Source organism: Pseudomonas sp. Y3 TE3536 (genome assembly GCF_053629175.1).
On the sequence record NZ_JBRJHU010000001.1, the window covers coordinates 249,228 to 268,809 of the forward strand.

15 protein-coding genes are annotated in these 19,582 nt (G+C 62.4%); 1 reads left to right on the top strand and 14 read right to left on the bottom strand.

What is annotated here, in order from left to right:
• Positions 1-5: 5 nt before the first annotated feature.
• The 9 genes from purF to AB7M33_RS01155 all read right to left on the bottom strand — a co-directional run bounded on the left by purF (position 6) and on the right by AB7M33_RS01155 (position 10,855).
• Complete coding sequence (purF, locus tag AB7M33_RS01115) at positions 6-1,511, bottom strand: amidophosphoribosyltransferase (protein WP_027596720.1); 1,506 nt, start codon at positions 1,509-1,511, stop codon at positions 6-8.
• A gap of 42 nt (positions 1,512-1,553) precedes the next feature.
• Positions 1,554-2,111: a CvpA family protein gene (locus AB7M33_RS01120; RefSeq protein ID WP_012313468.1), complete on the bottom strand. Its 558-nt coding sequence runs from the start codon at positions 2,109-2,111 to the stop codon at positions 1,554-1,556.
• A 226-nt stretch (positions 2,112-2,337) separates the two neighbouring features.
• Entirely contained in the window at positions 2,338-2,997 is a 660-nt protein-coding gene (locus tag AB7M33_RS01125; protein ID WP_454242299.1) for an SPOR domain-containing protein, read from the bottom strand.
• 4 nt (positions 2,998-3,001) lie between these two features.
• Positions 3,002-4,288 carry a bifunctional tetrahydrofolate synthase/dihydrofolate synthase gene (folC, locus tag AB7M33_RS01130; protein WP_265968210.1) on the bottom strand — a complete coding sequence of 429 codons (1,287 nt, stop codon included), beginning with the start codon at positions 4,286-4,288 and terminating at the stop codon, positions 3,002-3,004.
• On the bottom strand, positions 4,288-5,181 hold the full coding sequence (gene accD / locus AB7M33_RS01135) for an acetyl-CoA carboxylase, carboxyltransferase subunit beta (RefSeq protein WP_027596723.1): 894 nt from the start codon (positions 5,179-5,181) through the stop codon (positions 4,288-4,290). Before accD ends, folC begins: the two co-directional genes overlap by 1 nt.
• A gap of 218 nt (positions 5,182-5,399) precedes the next feature.
• Positions 5,400-6,020, bottom strand: a complete 621-nt coding sequence (locus AB7M33_RS01140) for a phosphoribosylanthranilate isomerase (RefSeq protein WP_099430089.1) — start codon at positions 6,018-6,020, stop codon at positions 5,400-5,402.
• A gap of 59 nt (positions 6,021-6,079) precedes the next feature.
• On the bottom strand, positions 6,080-6,937 hold the full coding sequence (gene truA, locus AB7M33_RS01145) for a tRNA pseudouridine(38-40) synthase TruA (protein WP_027596725.1): 858 nt from the start codon (positions 6,935-6,937) through the stop codon (positions 6,080-6,082).
• 110 nt (positions 6,938-7,047) lie between these two features.
• Entirely contained in the window at positions 7,048-9,780 is a 2,733-nt protein-coding gene (locus AB7M33_RS01150; protein WP_454242300.1) for a FimV/HubP family polar landmark protein, read from the bottom strand.
• Between the two features lie 70 nt (positions 9,781-9,850).
• Positions 9,851-10,855: an aspartate-semialdehyde dehydrogenase gene (locus AB7M33_RS01155; protein WP_099430091.1), complete on the bottom strand. Its 1,005-nt coding sequence runs from the start codon at positions 10,853-10,855 to the stop codon at positions 9,851-9,853.
• A 209-nt stretch (positions 10,856-11,064) separates the two neighbouring features.
• On the opposite strand from AB7M33_RS01155, the gene AB7M33_RS01160 reads away from it, so the two are divergent.
• Positions 11,065-14,154, top strand: a complete 3,090-nt coding sequence (locus AB7M33_RS01160; protein ID WP_454242301.1) for a TagA domain-containing protein — start codon at positions 11,065-11,067, stop codon at positions 14,152-14,154.
• Positions 14,155-14,253: 99 nt separating this feature from the next.
• Here the strand turns inward: AB7M33_RS01160 and asd are convergent, their stop codons facing one another.
• The 5 genes from asd to leuC all read right to left on the bottom strand — a co-directional run bounded on the left by asd (position 14,254) and on the right by leuC (position 19,555).
• Entirely contained in the window at positions 14,254-15,366 is a 1,113-nt protein-coding gene (asd, locus tag AB7M33_RS01165; RefSeq protein ID WP_027596728.1) for an aspartate-semialdehyde dehydrogenase, read from the bottom strand.
• A 63-nt stretch (positions 15,367-15,429) separates the two neighbouring features.
• A complete protein-coding gene (leuB, locus tag AB7M33_RS01170; RefSeq protein WP_027596729.1) occupies positions 15,430-16,512 on the bottom strand; it encodes a 3-isopropylmalate dehydrogenase in 1,083 nt (360 codons plus the stop codon).
• 54 nt (positions 16,513-16,566) lie between these two features.
• Positions 16,567-17,331 (bottom strand): class I SAM-dependent methyltransferase, encoded by a 765-nt coding sequence (locus tag AB7M33_RS01175; protein ID WP_454242302.1) that lies wholly within the window; start codon positions 17,329-17,331, stop codon positions 16,567-16,569.
• Positions 17,332-17,480: 149 nt separating this feature from the next.
• Positions 17,481-18,125 (bottom strand): 3-isopropylmalate dehydratase small subunit, encoded by a 645-nt coding sequence (gene leuD / locus AB7M33_RS01180; protein WP_238216361.1) that lies wholly within the window; start codon positions 18,123-18,125, stop codon positions 17,481-17,483.
• Positions 18,122-19,555: a 3-isopropylmalate dehydratase large subunit gene (leuC, locus tag AB7M33_RS01185; RefSeq protein WP_027596732.1), complete on the bottom strand. Its 1,434-nt coding sequence runs from the start codon at positions 19,553-19,555 to the stop codon at positions 18,122-18,124. Before leuC ends, leuD begins: the two co-directional genes overlap by 4 nt.
• Positions 19,556-19,582: the final 27 nt, after the last annotated feature.

Below are 19,582 nucleotides of genomic sequence, written 5' to 3' on the forward strand. Positions count from 1 at the left end.
CCTAATCAGTTGTTGTAGAGGTCGATGATCGCGCTGACCGCCTGGGTCTTCACCTTCGCCAGGTCGTTACGGGCCTGCTCGATACGATCAAGGTAGGCTGCGTCGATGTCGCCGGTGACGTATTCACCATTGAACACTGCGCAATCGAAGTGCTCGATCTTGATCTTGCCGCCACCGACCGATTCGATCAGGTCCGGCAGGTCCTGGTAAATCAGCCAGTCGGCGCCGATCAACTCGGCCACCTGTTCGGTGGTGCGGTTGTGGGCGATCAGTTCGTGAGCGCTCGGCATGTCGATGCCGTAGACGTTGGGGTAGCGCACCGCAGGGGCTGCGGAGCAGAAGTAGACGTTCTTGGCGCCGGCTTCGCGGGCCATCTGGATGATCTGCTTGCAGGTGGTGCCGCGCACGATCGAGTCGTCCACCAGCATCACGTTCTTGCCGCGGAATTCCAGCTCGATGGCGTTGAGCTTCTGGCGTACCGATTTCTTGCGCGCGGCCTGGCCGGGCATGATGAAGGTACGGCCGATGTAGCGGTTTTTGACGAAACCTTCGCGGAACTTGACGCCGAGGTGGTTGGCCAGCTCCAGCGCCGCAGTGCGGCTGGTGTCCGGGATTGGGATGACCACGTCGATGTTGTGCTCAGGGCGTTCACGCTGGATTTTCTCGGCCAGCTTTTCGCCCATGCGCAGGCGCGCCTTGTACACCGAGACGCCATCCATGATCGAGTCCGGACGGGCCAGGTAGACGTGTTCGAAGATGCACGGCTGCAGTTTCGGGTTTTGCGCACACTGCTTGGTGTACAGCTGGCCTTCTTCGGTGATGTACACCGCTTCGCCCGGCGCCAGGTCGCGGATCAGGGTGAAACCGAGCACGTCCAGGGCGACGCTTTCGGAGGCGATCATGTACTCCACACCTTCGTCGGTGTGACGCTGGCCGAACACCACCGGGCGAATACCGTTCGGGTCACGGAAACCGACGATGCCATAACCGGTGACCATGGCCACCACCGCATAACCACCCACGCAGCGGCTGTGCACGTGGGAAACCGCAGCGAACACGTCTTCTTCGGTCGGCTGCAGCTTGCCGCGTACGGCCAGCTCGTGGGCGAACACGTTCAGCAGCACTTCCGAGTCGGAATTGGTGTTGACGTGGCGCAGGTCGGACTCGTAGATCTCCTTGGCCAACTGCTCGACGTTGGTCAGGTTGCCGTTGTGCGCCAGGGTGATGCCGTACGGCGAGTTGACGTAGAACGGCTGGGCCTCGGCCGAGGTCGAGCTGCCCGCCGTTGGGTAGCGCACGTGGCCGATACCCATGTGGCCGACCAGGCGCTGCATGTGGCGCTGCTGGAAGACATCGCGCACCAGGCCATTATCCTTGCGCAGGAATAACCGGCCGTCATGGCTGGTCACGATACCGGCAGCGTCCTGGCCGCGGTGCTGGAGGACCGTAAGCGCGTCATACAGCGCCTGATTGACGTTCGACTTACCGACGATACCGACGATGCCACACATGCGACGCAACCCCTACTTTGACGAAACTTGAGTGAATAGCGCTCAGGGCTTTGCCGGCCCGAGCAACTGTTCCTTGAACGGGAGATCAGCCGGTGTGCTGATCACCCCACTGGACATCCACTGGCTGGTGAAACCCAGAATCAGGTTTTTCGACCAGTCAGCGACCAAGAGAAATTGTGGTATCAGGCGTGATTCCTGCCACCAGGTGTCTTGTTGAACCGGCCCCAGGCTAAGCAGCCCGATGGCCACTACCACCAGCAAGGCCCCGCGCGCGGCGCCGAAGGCCATGCCGAGGAAACGATCGGTACCCGACAGCCCGGTCACGCGGATCAGCTCGCCGACAAGGAAGTTGACCATGGCCCCCACCAGCAGGGTGGCGACGAAAAGAATGGCGCAGCCTGCGATGATGCGCATCGATGGCGTCTGGATGTAGCTTTCAAGATACACCGAGAGCGAGCCACCGAACATCCAGGCAACCGCACCGGCAATGATCCAGATGAGCAAGGACAAGGCTTCCTTGACGAAGCCGCGCTTGAGACTGATCAGTGTGGAGACGGCGATGATCGCGATGATCGCCCAATCAACCCAGGTAAATGCCACGGTGCTGCCTGCAGACGTTTGAGGCGGCGCATTTTACCAGAGCGGCGAGCTGGGGGTAAGCGGAATGTCGGGCCGATTAACAACTGCGCGATACCTGTAGGAGCGGCCTTGCGTCGCGAAAGGGCTGCGAAGCGGCCCCTGCGATTCTTATATCTAAGCCAGGAACCTGGGGCCGCTTCGCAGCCCTTTCGCGACACGAGGCCGCTCCTACAAAGAGGCAGCGCTATCAGCCGCGCTCGGGCTGGAAGCGCACCACAAAGCCTTTGAGGCTGTGCTTGCGGTTGATTGCATCACGTACGCGCTCGGCCTCGGCGCGCTCAATCAGTGGCCCGACGTACACCCGGTTCATACCACCCGCCGAGCGGATGTAGGCGTTGTAGCCCTGGCTTCGCAACGTCTGCTGCAGGCTTTCTGCCCCGGCACGATTGGACAGGCTGGCCAGCTGGATAGACCAACTGACCGGCAACCCATTCACGTCGATCTTCGACGGCGCTGCGGGCTTGGCGGCGGCAACGGCAGGCGCAGGCGTGGCGGCCGGTTTGGCTTCAACCTTGGGCGCTGGCGGCTTGGCAGCCTGGGCCTGCGTTTGCGTCTGCGGGGATGGCGTAATCGGCTGGCTAGGCGTGCTGGCTGGCGCGGTAGACTCGTCAACCACCACCGGTGGCTGCTGCGTCTCCTCTGCAAGCACCTGCGGCTCCGGCACGGCGACCGGCTCCACTTGCACCTCTGGCAGGCTCGGCATGGCCGGCGCCTGCGGGGCCTCGACACGCACCTGGCGCATCTCGTCCTCGCGGGTGAACAGCATCGGCAGGAAGATCACCGCCAGCGCCACCAGCACCAACGCACCCACCATGCGCTGTTTCATCCCTTTATCCAGCACTGCCATCTACTCAACCCTCCGGGGCCTGCCGCGCCAACCACTCCAGGGCCTGGGCGACACAGAAAAACGAACCGAACAGCAGGACCTGATCATCCGCCGTCGCCTGCGCGCATTGCCCTTCGAGGGCCGCGTCGACGCTGGCATAAGACTTCACCGCGGCGCCGAGGTTCGTCAAGGCGTCAGCCAGTTCTGCGGCCGGACGGCTGCGCGGCGTGTCCAGCGGTGCGACCGCCCAGTCGTCGACCAGTGCCTGCAAAGGCTCGACAACGCCCGGCAGGTCCTTGTCGGCCAGCAGGCCGAACACTGCCAGGCGGCGCCCCTTGACCGGACTTGCCGCCAGGCGCCGTGCCAGGTACGCCGCAGCATGCGGGTTATGCCCGACATCCAGCAACAGCTCCACACGCTTGCCCTGCCAGCGCACCTCACGGCGATCGAGGCGACCGGTGATACGGGTATCGAGCAGCGCCTGGCGCAGTTGACCGGCATCCCAGGGCAGGCCCATCAACAGGTAGGCCTGCAGGGCCAGGGTGGCGTTTTCCATGGGCAGGTCTAGCAGCGGCAGATCGCGCAACGCTACCAGGCCACCCTCCGCCGTTTTCCCACGCCAGTGCCAGCTGTCGCCTGTGCTTTCCAGGTCGAAGTCACGCCCACGCAAGAACAACGGCGCCGCCAGCTCATGGGCCTTGTCCAGCAAGGGCTGCGGCGGGTCAAGGTCGCCACACAGCGCCGGCTTGCCAGCACGGAAAATGCCGGCCTTCTCGAAGGCGACAAGCTCACGGGTATCACCCAGGTAATCGACATGGTCGACACCGATGCTGGTCACCAGCGCCAGGTCGGCATCCACCACGTTCACGGTGTCCAGACGGCCACCGAGCCCCACTTCGAGCACCACAGCATCCAGCTTGGACTGGTAGAACAACCAGAACGCCGCCAGGGTGCCCATCTCGAAATAGGTCAGGGAAATGTCGCCTCGCGCCGCCTCGACGGCGGCGAAGGCTTCGCACAGGCGCTCATCACTGGCCTCTTGGCCATTGATGAGCACCCGCTCGTTGTAACGCAACAGGTGTGGCGAGCTGTACACGCCCACCTTGAGCCCCTGGGCACGCAGCATCGCGGCGACGAAGGCGCAGGTGGAACCCTTGCCATTGGTGCCAGTGACGGTCACCACGCGCGGTGCCAGCTTGCCCAGCGCCAGGCGGGCAAGCACGTTCTGCGAACGCTCCAGCCCCATGTCGATGGCCGAAGGGTGCAACTGCTCGAGGTAGGCGAGCCATTCGCCCAGGGTTCGCTGTGTCATCACGCGACCGCAGCCGCCTCACGTGCCTGCTCCGGGGTTTCCTGGCCGGTCATCTGGGCCAGCAGACGGGCCAGGCGCGGGCGCAGTTCGCCACGGGAGATGATCAGGTCGATGGCGCCGTGCTCCAGCAGGAACTCGCTGCGCTGGAAGCCTTCTGGCAGCTTCTCGCGTACGGTCTGCTCGATCACGCGCGGGCCGGCAAAGCCGATCAGTGCCTTGGGCTCGCCGACGATGACGTCGCCCAGCATCGCCAGGCTGGCGGAAACGCCGCCGTAGACCGGGTCGGTCAGCACGGAGATGAACGGAATGCCTTCTTCACGCAGGCGCGCCAGCACAGCCGAGGTCTTGGCCATCTGCATCAGCGAGATCAGCGCTTCCTGCATGCGCGCGCCACCGGAGGCCGAGAAACAGACCATCGGGCAGCGGTTTTCCAGGGCGTAGTTGGCGGCGCGAACGAAACGCTCACCGACGATGGCACCCATGGAGCCGCCCATGAAGGAAAATTCGAACGCGCTGACCACGATCGGCATGCCCATCAGGGTACCGCTCATGGAGATCAGCGCGTCTTTTTCGCCGGTCTGCTTCTGCGCACCGGTGAGGCGGTCCTTGTACTTCTTGCCATCGCGGAATTTCAGGCGGTCGACCGGCTCCAGCTCGGCGCCCAGCTCAGCACGGCCTTCGGCGTCGAGGAAGATGTCGATACGCGCACGTGCGCCGATGCGCATGTGGTGGTTGCACTTAGGGCAGACATCGAGGGTCTTTTCCAGCTCCGGACGATACAGCACGGCCTCGCAAGCCGGGCACTTGTGCCACAGGCCTTCAGGCACCGAGCTCTTCTTCACCTCGGAACGCATGATCGAAGGGATCAGTTTGTCGACTAACCAGTTGCTCATGCTTTCTTTCTCCAGTATCGGCGGGCGGGGGCCGGCGTAACCGGCCTGCCCTGCCCTTGAGCTCAAAATCTTTTATGAAACAATGATGGCACGGCCGCCGGGGCTTCCGGCGCGGCGCGCCACCGTTAATGTGTTGTTCGCCCACCGCATCGGCGGGCGCCCCGCAGGGGCTGCGATAGCTATGGACGATGGTGCGCCGCCAACCGTCACATCCACCGTCACGCCTGTTGCACCGCACGCATGAAGGCTTCGATCTTCGCCGCATCCTTGATGCCCTTGGCCTGCTCCACACCGCCGCTGACATCCACCGCATAAGGCCTGACCTGGGCAATGGCCCGGCCGACATTCTGCGCGTCCAGGCCACCGGCCAGGATGATCGGCTTGCTCAGGCGCGCCGGTACCAGCGACCAGTCAAAGGCTTCACCCGTGCCCCCGGGCACGCCGGGCACATAGGTGTCCAGCAAGATACCGCGGGCGCCAGCATAAAGCCGGCAGGCCGCTTCCAGGTCATCACCCGGGCGCACGCGCAGGGCCTTGATCCAGGGGCGATGGAAGCCTTCACAGTCTTGCGGGGTTTCATCGCCGTGGAACTGTAGCAGGTCCAGGGGAACCACTTCGAGGATCTCGTTCAGCTCGCAACGCGAAGCGTTGACGAACAACCCGACGGTGGTCACGAACGGCGGCAGTTCGGCAATGATCGCGCGCGCCTGGCGCACGTCCACGGCACGCGGGCTCTTGGCGTAGAAGACGAAGCCGATGGCATCGGCCCCCGCCTCGGCGGCAGCCAGCGCGTCTTCGATGCGGGTAATCCCGCAGATCTTGCTGCGAACGTTGCTCATGGACTGCGAACCCTGCTGTTTCGGTGAAGGCCGGATGTTAGCAAAAGGCTTTTGGCCCGTCAGTCTGCCAATGCCTCGTAGCCGGTCAAAAAGTGTGGGCCGATGTAACGCTGGGGCAATTGGAAGGCTTCGGGGTATTCCACTTGCACCAGGTACAAACCGTACGGGTGTGCCGTCACCCCACCCTCGCGGCGGTTGCGCCCTTCCAGTACTTCCCGCGCCCAGGTGGCGGGCCGCTCACCCGCGCCGATGGTCATCAACACACCGGCGATGTTGCGCACCATGTGGTGCAGGAACGCCGTGGCGCGCACGTCCAGCACGATCATCTGGCCATGGCGGGTGACGCGCAGGTGATGAATGTGCTTGATCGGCGACTTGGCCTGGCACTGGCTGGCGCGGAAGGCGCTGAAGTCGTGGGTACCGAGCAGGAATTCGGCGGCTTCGGCCATGCGTTCGACGTCCAGCGGGCGGTGGTTCCAGGTCACCTCCTCGGCCAGGTGCGCGGGGCGGATCGGGTCGTTGTAGATGACGTAGCGGTAACGCCGGGCGGTGGCCTTGAAGCGAGCATGGAAGTCCGCCGGCATCGGGCGCGACCAGACCACGCTGATGTCGTGGGGCAGGTTGAAATTGGTGCCCAGGGTCCAGGCGCGTTCATCGCGGATGGCGCGCGTGTCGAAGTGCACGATTTGCCCGCAACCGTGAACCCCGGCATCGGTGCGCCCGGCGCAGATCACGGAAATCGGCTCGTTCGCCACTTTCGACAACGCCTGCTCGAGGGCTTGCTGGACGCTGGGCACGCCGCTGGCCTGGCGCTGCCAGCCGCGGTAGCGCGAGCCCTTGTATTCCACGCCCAGGGCGATGCGGGAGTAGCCTTCAGCCGCGGATTCGGCGGCGGTGTCGATGATGTCCAAAAGCATGAAACCTGTGGTGATTACGCAATGGCGGGATTATAACGACAACGGCAGCCCTGTTGGGCTGCCGTTGGGGGTGGTTACATCTGTTTAGCCGCGAAGCCTCAGAACCGGGCTCAGACCAACCGAGACAACAGGTCCTCGGCTTCCTGACGCTGCGTCCCGTCGCCGTCCTTGACGACTTCATCGAGGATGTCACGGGCGCCCTGGTGGTCGCCCATGTCGATGTAGGCGCGCGCCAGGTCGAGTTTGGTGGCGACTTCATCACTGCCAGAGAAGAAGTCGAAGTCCAAGTCGTCCAGCGGCTCGGGCTCGGGCTGCTCAACGGCGTCTTCAGCGGTGAAGTGCGGCTCCAGCGAAGGCGACTCTAGGTTCTGGGACAGCTTGTCCAGCTCCGCGTTGACGTCATCCAGCTCCGAAGCAAAGCTCTTGGCAGCGGGCGAGTCATCCTCCAGCGACAGCGAAAGGTCGAAGTCCGACGGCAGGTCCAGTTCGGTGATCGGGTCAAACTCTGGCACGCTGTCGAAGGCTGCCAGCTCGGCGGCAACGTCTACCGGCGCCTCTTCGGCGACAGCCGGGGCCACGGGCTCGCTAACGTCGAGGTCGAAGTCATCCAGATCGGCAACGGGCTGCGGCTCGGCCTGCGCCAGCATGGCCTCGAAATCAGCATCGGCATCGGCGGCAACGTCTGTTTCAGCGTCTGTTTCAGCGTCTGTTTCAGCGTCAGCTTGCAGCTCAGCCTCCACGGCAGCGGGCTGTTCCTCTACCTGCACTTCGTCCAGCACAGGTTCATCCAGCACAACTTCGTCCAGCACCGGCTCGTCCAGCACCGGCGCTGCCAACGGGTCTTCCTCGGGCAGGTCTTCACCCAGGCTCAGGTCGAAGTCGCTGTCCAGGTCCGACTCATCAAGCGACGGAACCTCGCTGATGGCCTCGGCCTCAGGCTCGACGATGTCGTCCAGCGCTTGCTCTGCGACAAAATCGGGCTCCGCCAGCACCTCTGGCTCGGCCTCGGGCACGATGTCTTCAACCACCGGCGCCTCAGGCTGATCTTGCAGCAGGCCCTGCACGTACTGCTCATCCATCTCGGCAGCCAACGCTGCCGCACCCAAACCGGCGGCGGCAAGCCCCAGCATGGCTGGGAAACGGCCTTTGAGTTCGTCGACCTGAGCAACATTCTGCTCAGTCGCTGGCAGCACACGCTCCTGCTCGACGAACGCACTGTGATCACCCTGACGGGCATACACTTCCATCAGTTTCAGGCGCAGTACGTCACGCTCAGGCTCAGCGGCAAGGGCCGTTTCAAGCAGCTCTGCGGCATGATTCAGGCGGCCGCTTTGCAGGCTTTGCTCGACTTCCGCCAACAGGGCGGCCGTCGTGTCTGGCTGCGGCGCTGGCTCGGCGAGCGCGACCGCGGGCTTTTCTGCAGCAGTGGCGGCAGCGGCAGACGCCGCGACCACCGCTGGCGACAGCGTTACGCTCGGCGCCGAGACCTCCAGGCCTTCAAAGCTGTCGGCATCGATATCCAGGCCCGCACCCTGCTCTTCCTCAGCCAAGGCCCGCGCCATGCGCAGGTGTTTCTCGGCTTCTTCCTGGGCCTTGCGCTTGCGCATCAACAGCACCAGCAGCAGCAACAGCACGAGGAACGCAGACCCTGCAATCAGCCACAGCAGCAACGGGTTGCCGAGCACGCCGTCAGCGCGCGGCTGGGCGTCAGGCACACTGGCCGGCGCGGTATCGACGGCCGCCGGTGCAGGTTTTACGTCCGGCTCGGCATTAGCTGCCGGATTGGCCGGCGCAGGCTCGCCTGGCAGAGCAGCGGCGACTGGCGCCTCACCTGCTGCGCCCTGGGCTTCAAGCCGGGCCAACTGGTCGTTTTTCAGCGCGATCAGACGCTGCAGCTTGTCCAGTTGGCTCTGCAGGTCCGCCATGCGGCTCTTGAGCTCGTCGTTGTCACGACGGCTGGTATCGAGGCTTTCCTGGGCCACGGCCAGTTTGTCGTTCAGCCCTTTGGCCGGCGCAGCGCCTGCCTGGTTGCCGGGGCTGACCAGGCGCAGGTTGTCACCCTGGGCAATGCGCTCTGGCGCGGCCTCGGCGGCACCGCGGCGGGTGGCGTCGAGCTGACGGGCACGCGGCCCCAGGCGCCGGCCTTCACGCCAGGCCGCATACTGCTCGGCCACGTCGCGAACCGCCTCACCCTGAGCAATGGCCTGGACTTGTTGCTGGTCGGGCAGGCGCAGTACCTGGCCCACCTTCAACTGGTTGATATTGTTGCCAATGAAGGCGTCCGGGTTCAGCGCCTGGATCGCGATCATGGTCTGCTGAATCGAGCCGCCCTGGCTGTTGCGCGCAGCAATCTGCCACAAGGTGTCGCGGCGCTGGGTGGTGTAGTTGCTGGCGCCCGTCACTGCGGGTGCGACATTGCCTGGCGCAGGCTGTTTGCCCTGGGCCTTGGCTTGGTCGAGCAGGACGCTGTAGTCACGCAGCAGACGCCCCTGCGGCCACATCACCTGCACCAGAAACTTGACCACAGACCCCGGCAGCGGCTGGCTGGAGGTGACGCGCAGCACGCTCTTGCCGTTGGGGTTGATCACCGGCGTGAATGTCAGGTCTTCGAGGTAAGTCGCAAAGGTTACCCCCGCCTTGCTGAACTCTTCCGGCGGCGCCAGGCTGGGCGCCACTTCGGCGGCAGTGAGGTCGCGCACGTCGAGCAATTCGATCTCGGCGTCCAGCGGCTGATTCTGTGCCGACTTGAGGGTCAGCTCCCCCAAGCCCAACGCATTGGCCATGCCCGACGACAGCGCCGAGGCAGCAGCCATGGCCAGGACCAGTTTGCGAATTCGAAGCATGACCTCTTCCCTTGTATGAATCGTCCCGAAACCTGCATGCAGAGCAGGACAAAAGTGCTCGCAGTATCTTTTACAGCCTGTGTTTAATCAACAATTGCGCCACTTGCACAGCGTTGAGCGCGGCGCCTTTGCGCAGGTTGTCGGTGGTCAGCCAGAGGTTGAGCTGCTGGTCGTCATCGACACCATGGCGTACACGTCCAACATAGACCACGTCTTGGCCCACTGCGTCACCTACCGGCGTCGGATAATCGTCGCGTGCGACCAGTTCGACGCTGCCGGCACTCTCCAACGCAGCATTGACTGCCGCCAGGTCTACCGGTTTACGGCTTTGCACCGCCACACTGAAGCTATCGCCGAAAAACACCGGGACTTGAATGCAGGTCACGGAAATCTTCAATTCGGGCTGCCCCAACAGCTCGCGCAGCTCGCTGACCAGGCGCCGCTCAAGGCCAGCATGGCCTTGTTCGTCAACCGCACCCACCTGAGCCAGCAGGTTGAACGCCACCTGGCGGTCGAAGAAGCGCGGCTCCAACGGGCGGGCATTGAGCAGCTCGGCGGTTTGACGGGCCAATTCGTTGACCGCTTCGCGACCTTGGGCAGAGACCGCCAGGTTGGCCATGACCTGCACCCGCTCGATGTCCAGCAGACCTTTCAGCGGCGCCAGCGCGACAGCCAGGGCAACGGCTGCAGAGCCTGGGCTGGCCAGGCGCGCAGGCAGCTTCAGGTTGGCGATGCTGTCGGCATTGGCTTCCGGCACCACGGCAAGGGCGTCGTCAAGGCCGCCGGACAGGTCGATGACCGTGCAGCCCGCCTGCTGGGCCTTGTTGGCGAAACTGCGGCTGACGCCAGGGCTGGCAGCGAAGAAGGCCAGTTTGACCTGGGCGAAATCGAAACTGTCGACTTCACGCACCTTGATCTTCTTGCCTGCGAACATCACGCTGCTGCCCGCCGACTCCATGCTGGCCAGCAGGTGCAGAGTCGCGACCGGAAATGCCAGCTCTTCGAGGATCTGTACGAGGGTTTCACCGACGCTACCGGTGGCGCCGACGACGGCGATGTCCAGGGGTTGGGTCATGGAGGGGATCCTTTTGCTGAAACGGCGGGGGGCGGCACTTTACTCGGATTATGGAACAACGAACACCCTCAATTCGCCAGCCCCTCTGCGACCGACCGTCGAACATCAGGCCGGCCAGAATGACAGGCGCTACCTGACATTTTTGCCAGTTTCAGGATTTCTCGATCGCACCCAATCTTGCATGACGTCTATTCATCGAGGCACACGTTATGCGCCCACTCCTGATAACAACGCTGCTGTCATGTTTGGTCACTAGCGCCTGCGTACCTCAGGATTACGGCCCGACTAACTTCGCGGATGCGCCGAGAAATGATCTGCAGGGCGCTCTGGGGGGGCAGGTCGATTTTGCCCAAACGCATGTTGTAGCGGCGACCCGCAGAATCTTCGACCCGTTTCTGGTGCCGCACAAAGCGGCCCTGGTGCTGTTCAGGCCCAACAAGCCCGTCACTGACGTGGAAATGACCATAACGCTAGATGGCCGCACCACCACCGTACGCATGGGTCGCCCGGAAGCACTTCCAGGTACCGCAGTATATGACCAGGAGGACACCTTCTCTGGAAAGATCATTGAAGGCAGCTACCCGAAGTTCAGGGAAAACACGTTCACCTATCAGATACCCTGGAACCTGTTCACCGCCGATGCACGCATCAGTTTTCAGCAAGCTGGCAACCCGAGCAATCAAGGCTCGCTACCCGCTGACAAATTCGTGTTCATGACCCCTGAAAGCGAGGGGCTGACGCTGATGAACATCAAGGGCTGCATCTTCAAGGATGAGTCGACGTGCAGGGATACCCTCGATCAGTTCGACGGTGAGTACAACCCCACTGCCGCGCGTATTGCAGCACGGGAAATGCTTTCCGAAGTGCCCACTCAACGCCTTCACCTAGGCACCGGCAAGGCCTACTGGCCCCGCATCATTGCCATGGGGCCCGATCAAAAGCCGCATGTTTACGACAAGACGAATGGCATGGAGTGGGCTGTGTTCGGCGACAAAACGTTACCGGCCAAAGTGGGCATGGGCAATTACTGGCGCGCGGCTTCGAACCTGGGCGACAAGAAAGCAGGATACCCTGTGGCCATTACGGGGCAATTGCTTGACACGCCAAACGGCATGCCTCCATTGCCGCCAGGCGTAGCCGCCAGCTGTGGAGGTAACAGCTGTAATTACCCTTACTTCCCCGATGGCTTCTGGCATGAAACAGGCCACGCCTTTGGCCTTCCTCACGATACACCCCCACGCTACGAAGACTGGTCGTATAGGGCGTATGACAATGTCTTTCTGCCACACACACATCCTGACCCACACCGCTACAATCTGCGGGTAGACTATCTGGGCTTGCACTACTTCGGCCAGGTTGTTGGATCACTCTCCGCCCCTCCTTGGGCTTCCGGTCCCGCTTCCGCGCCCTTGATTGACGAGTTCGAAAAGCTGGGCCTGAAATCGACAGAAGGCGCCAGTTGGAAACGCTATATTTCTCCCTATAACCACCAGCAGACGCTGCGTGTACAACAGCGCTTCGGACGGCTGCCGGACGGCGCAAAGTACGCTGATGTGTTTGACGACCACCGCCCGCCGGCCATTGGCGTCACTGCCGTTGCCGCCAAGGAAGGCAAAGGCCTTGCGGTGACTGCCCCCTCTCACGGTCTCCCTGACTCAGGCATTCAGCAACCTGCCCCCCTGCTGTCGTTGCTTTCGCCCGAATCAAATCAAGTCCCTATTGAAACTGCAGTGCCGGTACATACCTTGGTGGCGACCTTTTCAGACCCGTCTCACAACCGGGACGGCATCAACCAAATCTATCCGGCCATTTTGAGCAACTATGGGAATGTCTTCAGCCCTGCACAGTTAGCCGCCAGTTCTGCGACCCGCCCACAGCGCAGCGCGAGCTATTCCGTATTGATGACGACAACCTCGCAATGCCTCGCCTCGGATAACGACCTGCTGGTATTGAAAGCTTGCGATGACGAATCGGCTCAATTAACCATAGAAACCGTACCCCCTAATAACGCAGCGGAAGCGCCCTACGTGCCGATTGTCATCGTGCGTAACAGGGAGGGAAAATGCCTGGAATTCAATTTTCACTTTCGCAGTTGCGTCAACGCCGAACGACAAGTTCGCTGGCGCGGCCGCATAGACCTCACGAATCATTCTCGCCTGCTGAAGCTGCAAGAGAGCAACACAGGAAAATTCATTACCCCCACTGGCCCCCGCGACCTGGCCTTGCTCCCCAATAGCAGCGATAACGAATTGCAACATTTCATGCCAGGCGACGATCACAACCCGCACAGTTATCGGGTCGATATTCATTACGCCAGCGGCGCCGTCGAAACACACCCACTCTACGCCGGCCCCATCGCGAAAGACACATTGAAAACGGCCGTTTTCAATGTCAACTCCCAGCGCAAACCTGTTAAAGCGGTGCTCAAGGTGGATAACGCCGTCGTTTATGAGCGACAACTGGAAGATAACCGCCTTCCCCTGGTCATCAGCATGGGGGCTGAGCACGGCGAGCAGATAAACCAGGTCTGGGAGCCGCAATGGTTGTATTCAAAAGAACGAAACGCCTGCCTAGCGGCCACCGATCAAGGTTTGAAACTTGCGACCTGCAATGCGGATGCAATTTGGCGCCTCCCCCAAAAGAATGTGTTCCCCCAGCTATTCGACACCTACGAGCCAGTCGACCTCTCGGGCCGTTGCATCAACACCCGTTTAGCAACCGGCGAATGCCATTTCCCGCGCAAAGATACCGCTTGGTGGACACGCCAAGACCTGACCCAGACCTCGTCTGACATCTATCTACAGGAACTGACTACCGGAACGTTCATCACCACCACGCAAGGTAACGACACCCCAGTGCTTGCCCCGCTGACCTACAGCCCAGGCCAACGGTTCCAGAAACAGGCGCTACTGAAGTTCATGGTGACGCACAGAGGTCGATGCCTGATAACTTCGGGCGAAACAGTAGCAGTGTCGACCTGCGAGCCCAATCACCTGAAAAGTTGGTACATGATCAACACGGCCACCCTGCCGCTGCCAGATGGAAGTACCGAACTCACGCTCATGAACGGCGCTGGCCAATGCCTGAACGACGAGTTGAAGCTTCAGGGGTGCGCGCAACCGCGTGCGGACAGGCTCACCTGGTTAACTCGAAAGGACCTGGCAGGGCAGCTCCACAGGATTCGCCTTCAGAACAAGAAGACTGGTCAATTCGTGGATGTAGGGCAGGATGGTTCGGTTTCGCTTAAGCCTTTGGCGGGTGACTCCCAGGTCTTTATCTACACAATTGAACTGCAATGATTGCAGATCGCGCATGAGCCGCTCATGACCTACGCTGTGTGAAATAAAAAAGCCCTGCAAGGCCAGCGCCTTGCAGGGCTTCGAACGATCAAACCCGGTTCAACGTTCCAGCAGGATCCGCAGCATGCGGCGCAGCGGCTCGGCAGCGCCCCACAGCAGCTGGTCGCCTACGGTGAATGCGCCCAGGTACTGGGAACCCATGTTCAGCTTGCGCAGGCGACCTACCGGAATGTTCAGGGTACCGGTGACATTGGTCGGGCTCAGCTCCTGCATGCTGATCTCGCGCTGGTTCGGCACCAGCTTCACCCACGGGTTGTGCTGGCTGATCATGCCTTCGATATCGGCCAGCGGCACGTCCTTGTTCAGCTTGATGGTCAGCGCCTGGCTGTGGCAGCGCATGGCGCCGATGCGCACGCAGATGCCATCGACCGGGATCGGGCTCTTGAAGCGGCCGAGGATCTTGTTGGTTTCAGCCTGGGCCTTCCACTCTTCGCGGCTCTGGCCGTTCGGCAGCTCCTTGTCGATCCACGGGATCAGGCTGCCAGCCAGCGGCACGCCGAAGTTCTCGGTCGGGTAGGCTTCGCTGCGCATGGCCTCAGCGACCTTGCGGTCGATGTCGAGAATGGCGCTGGCCGGGTTGGCCAGGTCATCGGCCACAGCCGCGTGGGTAGCGCCCATCTGCTTGATCAGCTCACGCATGTTCTGCGCGCCGGCACCGGAGGCCGCCTGATAGGTCATGGCGCTCATCCACTCGACCAAGCCAGCTTCGAACAGGCCACCCAGGCCCATCAGCATCAGGCTAACGGTGCAGTTGCCGCCGATGTAGTTCTTGGTACCGGCGTCGAGCTGCTGGTCGATCACCTTGCGGTTGACCGGGTCGAGCACGATCACTGCATCGTCCTGCATACGCAGCGACGAGGCGGCATCGATCCAGTAACCCTGCCAGCCCGCTTCACGCAGCTTGGGGAAGACCTCGTTGGTGTAGTCGCCGCCCTGACAGGTCAGGATCACGTCGAGGGTCTTGAGTTCTTCAATCGAATAAGCGTCCTTGAGCGGAGCAATATCCTTGCCCACGTTCGGGCCCTGGCCACCGACATTGGAGGTGGTGAAGAACACCGGCTCGATAAGGTCGAAATCCTGCTCCTCCAGCATCCGCTGCATGAGCACGGAACCGACCATACCGCGCCAACCGATCAGACCTACACGTTTCATCGCAACTACACCTTTGCTAAAAGTGGGCCGCCACCGACCAAAAACGGTGGCGGGCCAGAGAGATTACAGATTCCGCAGCGCTGCGACTACTGCGTCGCCCATTTCCTGCGTGCCTACTTTGTCGCAGCCGGCCGACCAGATGTCACCGGTGCGCAGCCCTTGGTCCAGCACCAGGCTGACCGCCTGCTCGATGGCCTCGGCGGCAGCGTGCTGGTTGAAGCTGTAACGCAGCATCATCGACACCGACAAAATGGTCGCCAGCGGGTTGGCGATGCCCTGCCCGGCGATGTCCGGCGCCGAGCCGTGGCACGGCTCGTACATGCCCTTGTTGTTGGCATCCAGCGACGCCGACGGCAGCATGCCGATGGAACCGGTCAGCATGGAAGCTTCATCCGACAGGATGTCACCGAACATGTTGTCGGTCACTACCACGTCGAACTGCTTGGGCGCGCGCACCAGCTGCATGGCCGCGTTGTCCACGTACATGTGGCTCAGCTCGACATCCGGGTAATCCTTGGCCACGTCTTCGACCACTTCGCGCCACAACTGGCTGGACGCCAGAACGTTGGCCTTGTCCACCGAACACAGCTTCTTGCCGCGCACACGGGCCATGTCGAAGCCGACGCGGGCAATACGGCGCACTTCGCTTTCGCTGTAGGGCAGCGTGTCATACGCCTGGCGCTCGCCGCCTTCGAGTTCACGCTGGCCACGTGGCGCGCCGAAATAAATGCCACCGGTCAGTTCGCGAACGATGAGGATATCCAGGCCCGAGACGATTTCCGGCTTGAGCGACGAGGCATCGGCCAGTTGCGGATAGAGGATGGCCGGGCGCAGGTTGGCGAACAGGCCCAGTTGCGAACGGATTTTCAGCAGGCCGCGCTCAGGGCGGATGTCACGCTCGATCTTGTCCCATTTCGGGCCACCCACAGCGCCCAGCAACACGGCATCGGCCTGGCGCGCACGTTCCAGGGTCTCGTCAGCCAGCGGTACGCCGTGCTTGTCGATGGCCGCGCCACCAATCACGTCGTGGGCCAGGCTGAAGCCGAGCTGGAACTTGTCGTTGGCCAGCTCCAGCACCTTGACCGCCTCGGCCATGATTTCCGGACCAATGCCATCACCTGGGAGAATCAGAATCTGCTTGCTCATGCTTTCCTCTATCCATTCAAGCGGTGCGGCCAGCTCGGCCACACCGTAAAAAACTCAGCGCTCAGCCCACAGTACCAGCACATCGGTGCTGAACGAGCCGTCGGCTTCGATCTGGTAATACTGCCGCACTTCCTCGCCCATGGCTTGCTGCAATTGGCGTATGGCCACACGCATGGGTTCGGGGGTACGCATACGCTCGACCCAGGTGCCAAACTCCAGGCGCAGCGGCTGCCGGGTGTGGCTGCGCACATACAGGCCGGCTTCGCTGACTTGGCGCTGCCATTCGGCGACGGAATAGTCGCGCACGTGGCTGGTGTCGCGCAGCACCTCGACGGTTTGCAGGTAGGTGTCGAGCAACGGGCTGCCCGGCGACATGACGTCGATGAAGGCCGCCACACCGCCCGGTTTCAGCACGCGGCGCACTTCGCGCAGGGCCAGGCCCAGGTCGCTCCAGTGGTGTGCCGAGTAGCGGCTGAAGACGAAGCCGAACGAGGCGTCGGCGAACGGCAGGCGTTCGGCGGCGCCGCGCTGCGTGGTGATATTGCCCAGGCCACGGTCGGCGGCGGCGCTGGCAACCACGTCGAGCATGGACTGCGACAGGTCGTAAGCGACCACTTCGGCGACCAGGGGCGCAACGTGGAAACTGACATGCCCGGCACCGCAGCCCAGGTCCAGCACGCGGGCCTCGGCCTGGCCGGCCAGCGCGGCTTGCAGCAGGGCGAATTCGGTGCCCTGGGCGTGTACGGCGCTGCTGAGGTAGGCGTTGGCCTGCTCGCCGAACTGGCGTTGGACCACGTCGGTGTGGGTGGTGCTGGTCATGTATAAATCCTTTTGGTTTCTTGTTGCCTTTACCGGCCCTTTCGCGGGTAAACCCGCTCCCACAGGTACTGCACAAGACTTTAGGGCAGAGGAGTTCCTGTGGGAGCGGGCTTGCCCCGCGAAGGGGCCAGCCCTGTCACCTACGCCTATCAGGCATCCCGAAACAGCCAAGGCTGGCTGGCGCGGTGCTTGCCTTCGAAGGCCTTGATCGAATCGCCGTCCTGCAAAGTCAGGCCGATGTCATCGAGGCCGTTGAGCAAGCAGTGCTTGCGGAACGCGTCGATCTCGAAGTGCAGCACCTTGCCATCAGGACGGGTCACGGCCTGGGCTTGCAGGTCGATGGTCAGCTGATAGCCAGGGTTGGCTTCGACCTGCTTGAACAGCTCGTCGACTTCCTCATCGCTGAGGATGATCGGCAGCAAGCCGTTCTTGAAGCTGTTGTTGAAGAAGATGTCGGCAAAGCTCGGTGCGATGACGCTGCGGAAGCCGTACTCGTCCAACGCCCATGGCGCGTGTTCGCGGCTCGAACCGCAACCGAAGTTTTCGCGCGCCAGCAACACGCTGGCACCCTGGTAGCGCGCGTGGTTGAGCACGAACTCTTCGTTCAACGGGCGCTTGCTGTTGTCCTGGTAGGGCTGGCCCACGTCCAGGTAGCGCCACTCGTCGAACAGGTTGGGGCCGAAGCCGGTGCGCTTGATCGACTTGAGAAACTGCTTGGGGATGATCTGGTCGGTGTCGACGTTGGCACGGTCCAACGGCGCGACGAGGCCAGTGTGCTGGGTAAAGGCTTTCATGCTGCGCTCCCTTGGATCAACTCGCGGACATCGATGAAGTGGCCTGTCACCGCAGCGGCGGCGGCCATGGCCGGGCTGACCAGGTGGGTACGACCACCGGCACCCTGGCGGCCTTCAAAGTTGCGGTTGGACGTCGAGGCACAGTGCTCGCCGCTTTCCAGGCGGTCCGGGTTCATCGCCAGGCACATCGAGCAACCCGGCTCGCGCCACTCGAAGCCCGCTTCGAGGAAGATCTTGTCCAGGCCTTCACGCTCGGCTTGCGCCTTCACCAGGCCCGAGCCCGGGACGACAATGGCCTGCTTGACGGTAGCGGCCACTTTGCGGCCCTTGGCGATTTCGGCCGCGGCGCGCAAGTCTTCGATCCGCGAGTTGGTGCACGAGCCGATGAACACGCGGTCCAGCTGAATATCGGTGATCGCCTGGTTGGCGGTCAGGCCCATGTATTTCAAGGCACGCTCGATCGAGCCCCGCTTGACCAGGTCAGCTTCGGCAGCTGGGTCCGGTACGCGCTGATCAACGGCCAACACCATCTCGGGCGATGTGCCCCAGCTGACCTGTGGCTTGATTTGCGCGGCATCCAGTTCGACCACGGTGTCGAACACGGCGTCTTCATCGGAGACGAGGTCTTTCCACGACTCGACGGCTTGCTTCCATTGCTCGCCCTTCGGTGCATAGGGGCGGCCTTCGACATAGGCGACGGTGGTAGCATCGGTCGCCACCAGGCCCACGCGGGCACCGGCTTCGATCGACATGTTGCAGATGGTCATGCGGCCTTCCATGGACAAGCCACGGATAGCGCTGCCGGCGAATTCCATGGCGTGGCCGTTGCCACCCGCGGTGCCGATCTTGCCGATGACGGCGAGGACGATGTCCTTGGCAGTGACGCCGGCAGGCAATTCGCCTTCGACGCGCACCAGCATGTTCTTCATCTTCTTGGCGACCAGGCACTGGGTGGCGAGCACATGCTCGACCTCGGAGGTGCCAATGCCGTGGGCCAAGGCACCGAAAGCGCCGTGGGTGGACGTGTGCGAGTCGCCGCAGACCACGGTCATGCCCGGCAAGGTGGCACCTTGCTCCGGGCTGATGACGTGGACGATGCCCTGGCGCTCGTCATTCATCTTGAATTCGACGATGCCGTACTCGTCACAGTTCTCATCGAGGGTCTGCACCTGGAGGCGCGACACCTGGTCGACGATGGCGTCGATACCGCCCTTGCGCTCTGGCGTGGTCGGCACGTTGTGATCAGGGGTGGCGATGTTGGTATCGATGCGCCATGGCTTGCGGTTCGCCAGGCGCAGGCCTTCGAAGGCCTGGGGCGACGTCACTTCGTGGATGATGTGGCGGTCGATGTAGATCAAGGACGAGCCGTCATCACGGCGCTTGACCTCATGGGCTTCCCAGAGTTTGTCGTAGAGCGTTTTGCCAGCCATCAGACTGTTCCTCATCAGCGTCTTTCT

What these genes read in the sequence shown, in the direction of transcription:
- purF (WP_027596720.1), bottom strand. Translation starts at nt 1,511, where the DNA reads ATGTGTGGCATCGTCGGTATCGTCGGTAAGTCGAACGTCAATCAGGCG.
- AB7M33_RS01125 (WP_454242299.1), bottom strand. Translation starts at nt 2,997, where the DNA reads ATGGCAGTGCTGGATAAAGGGATGAAACAGCGCATGGTGGGTGCGTTG.
- folC (WP_265968210.1), bottom strand. Translation starts at nt 4,288, where the DNA reads ATGACACAGCGAACCCTGGGCGAATGGCTCGCCTACCTCGAGCAGTTG.
- accD (WP_027596723.1), bottom strand. Translation starts at nt 5,181, where the DNA reads ATGAGCAACTGGTTAGTCGACAAACTGATCCCTTCGATCATGCGTTCC.
- AB7M33_RS01140 (WP_099430089.1), bottom strand. Translation starts at nt 6,020, where the DNA reads ATGAGCAACGTTCGCAGCAAGATCTGCGGGATTACCCGCATCGAAGAC.
- truA (WP_027596725.1), bottom strand. Translation starts at nt 6,937, where the DNA reads ATGCTTTTGGACATCATCGACACCGCCGCCGAATCCGCGGCTGAAGGC.
- AB7M33_RS01150 (WP_454242300.1), bottom strand. Translation starts at nt 9,780, where the DNA reads ATGCTTCGAATTCGCAAACTGGTCCTGGCCATGGCTGCTGCCTCGGCG.
- AB7M33_RS01155 (WP_099430091.1), bottom strand. Translation starts at nt 10,855, where the DNA reads ATGACCCAACCCCTGGACATCGCCGTCGTCGGCGCCACCGGTAGCGTC.
- AB7M33_RS01160 (WP_454242301.1), top strand. Translation starts at nt 11,065, where the DNA reads ATGCGCCCACTCCTGATAACAACGCTGCTGTCATGTTTGGTCACTAGC.
- asd (WP_027596728.1), bottom strand. Translation starts at nt 15,366, where the DNA reads ATGAAACGTGTAGGTCTGATCGGTTGGCGCGGTATGGTCGGTTCCGTG.
- leuB (WP_027596729.1), bottom strand. Translation starts at nt 16,512, where the DNA reads ATGAGCAAGCAGATTCTGATTCTCCCAGGTGATGGCATTGGTCCGGAA.
- AB7M33_RS01175 (WP_454242302.1), bottom strand. Translation starts at nt 17,331, where the DNA reads ATGACCAGCACCACCCACACCGACGTGGTCCAACGCCAGTTCGGCGAG.
- leuD (WP_238216361.1), bottom strand. Translation starts at nt 18,125, where the DNA reads ATGAAAGCCTTTACCCAGCACACTGGCCTCGTCGCGCCGTTGGACCGT.
- leuC (WP_027596732.1), bottom strand. Translation starts at nt 19,555, where the DNA reads ATGGCTGGCAAAACGCTCTACGACAAACTCTGGGAAGCCCATGAGGTC.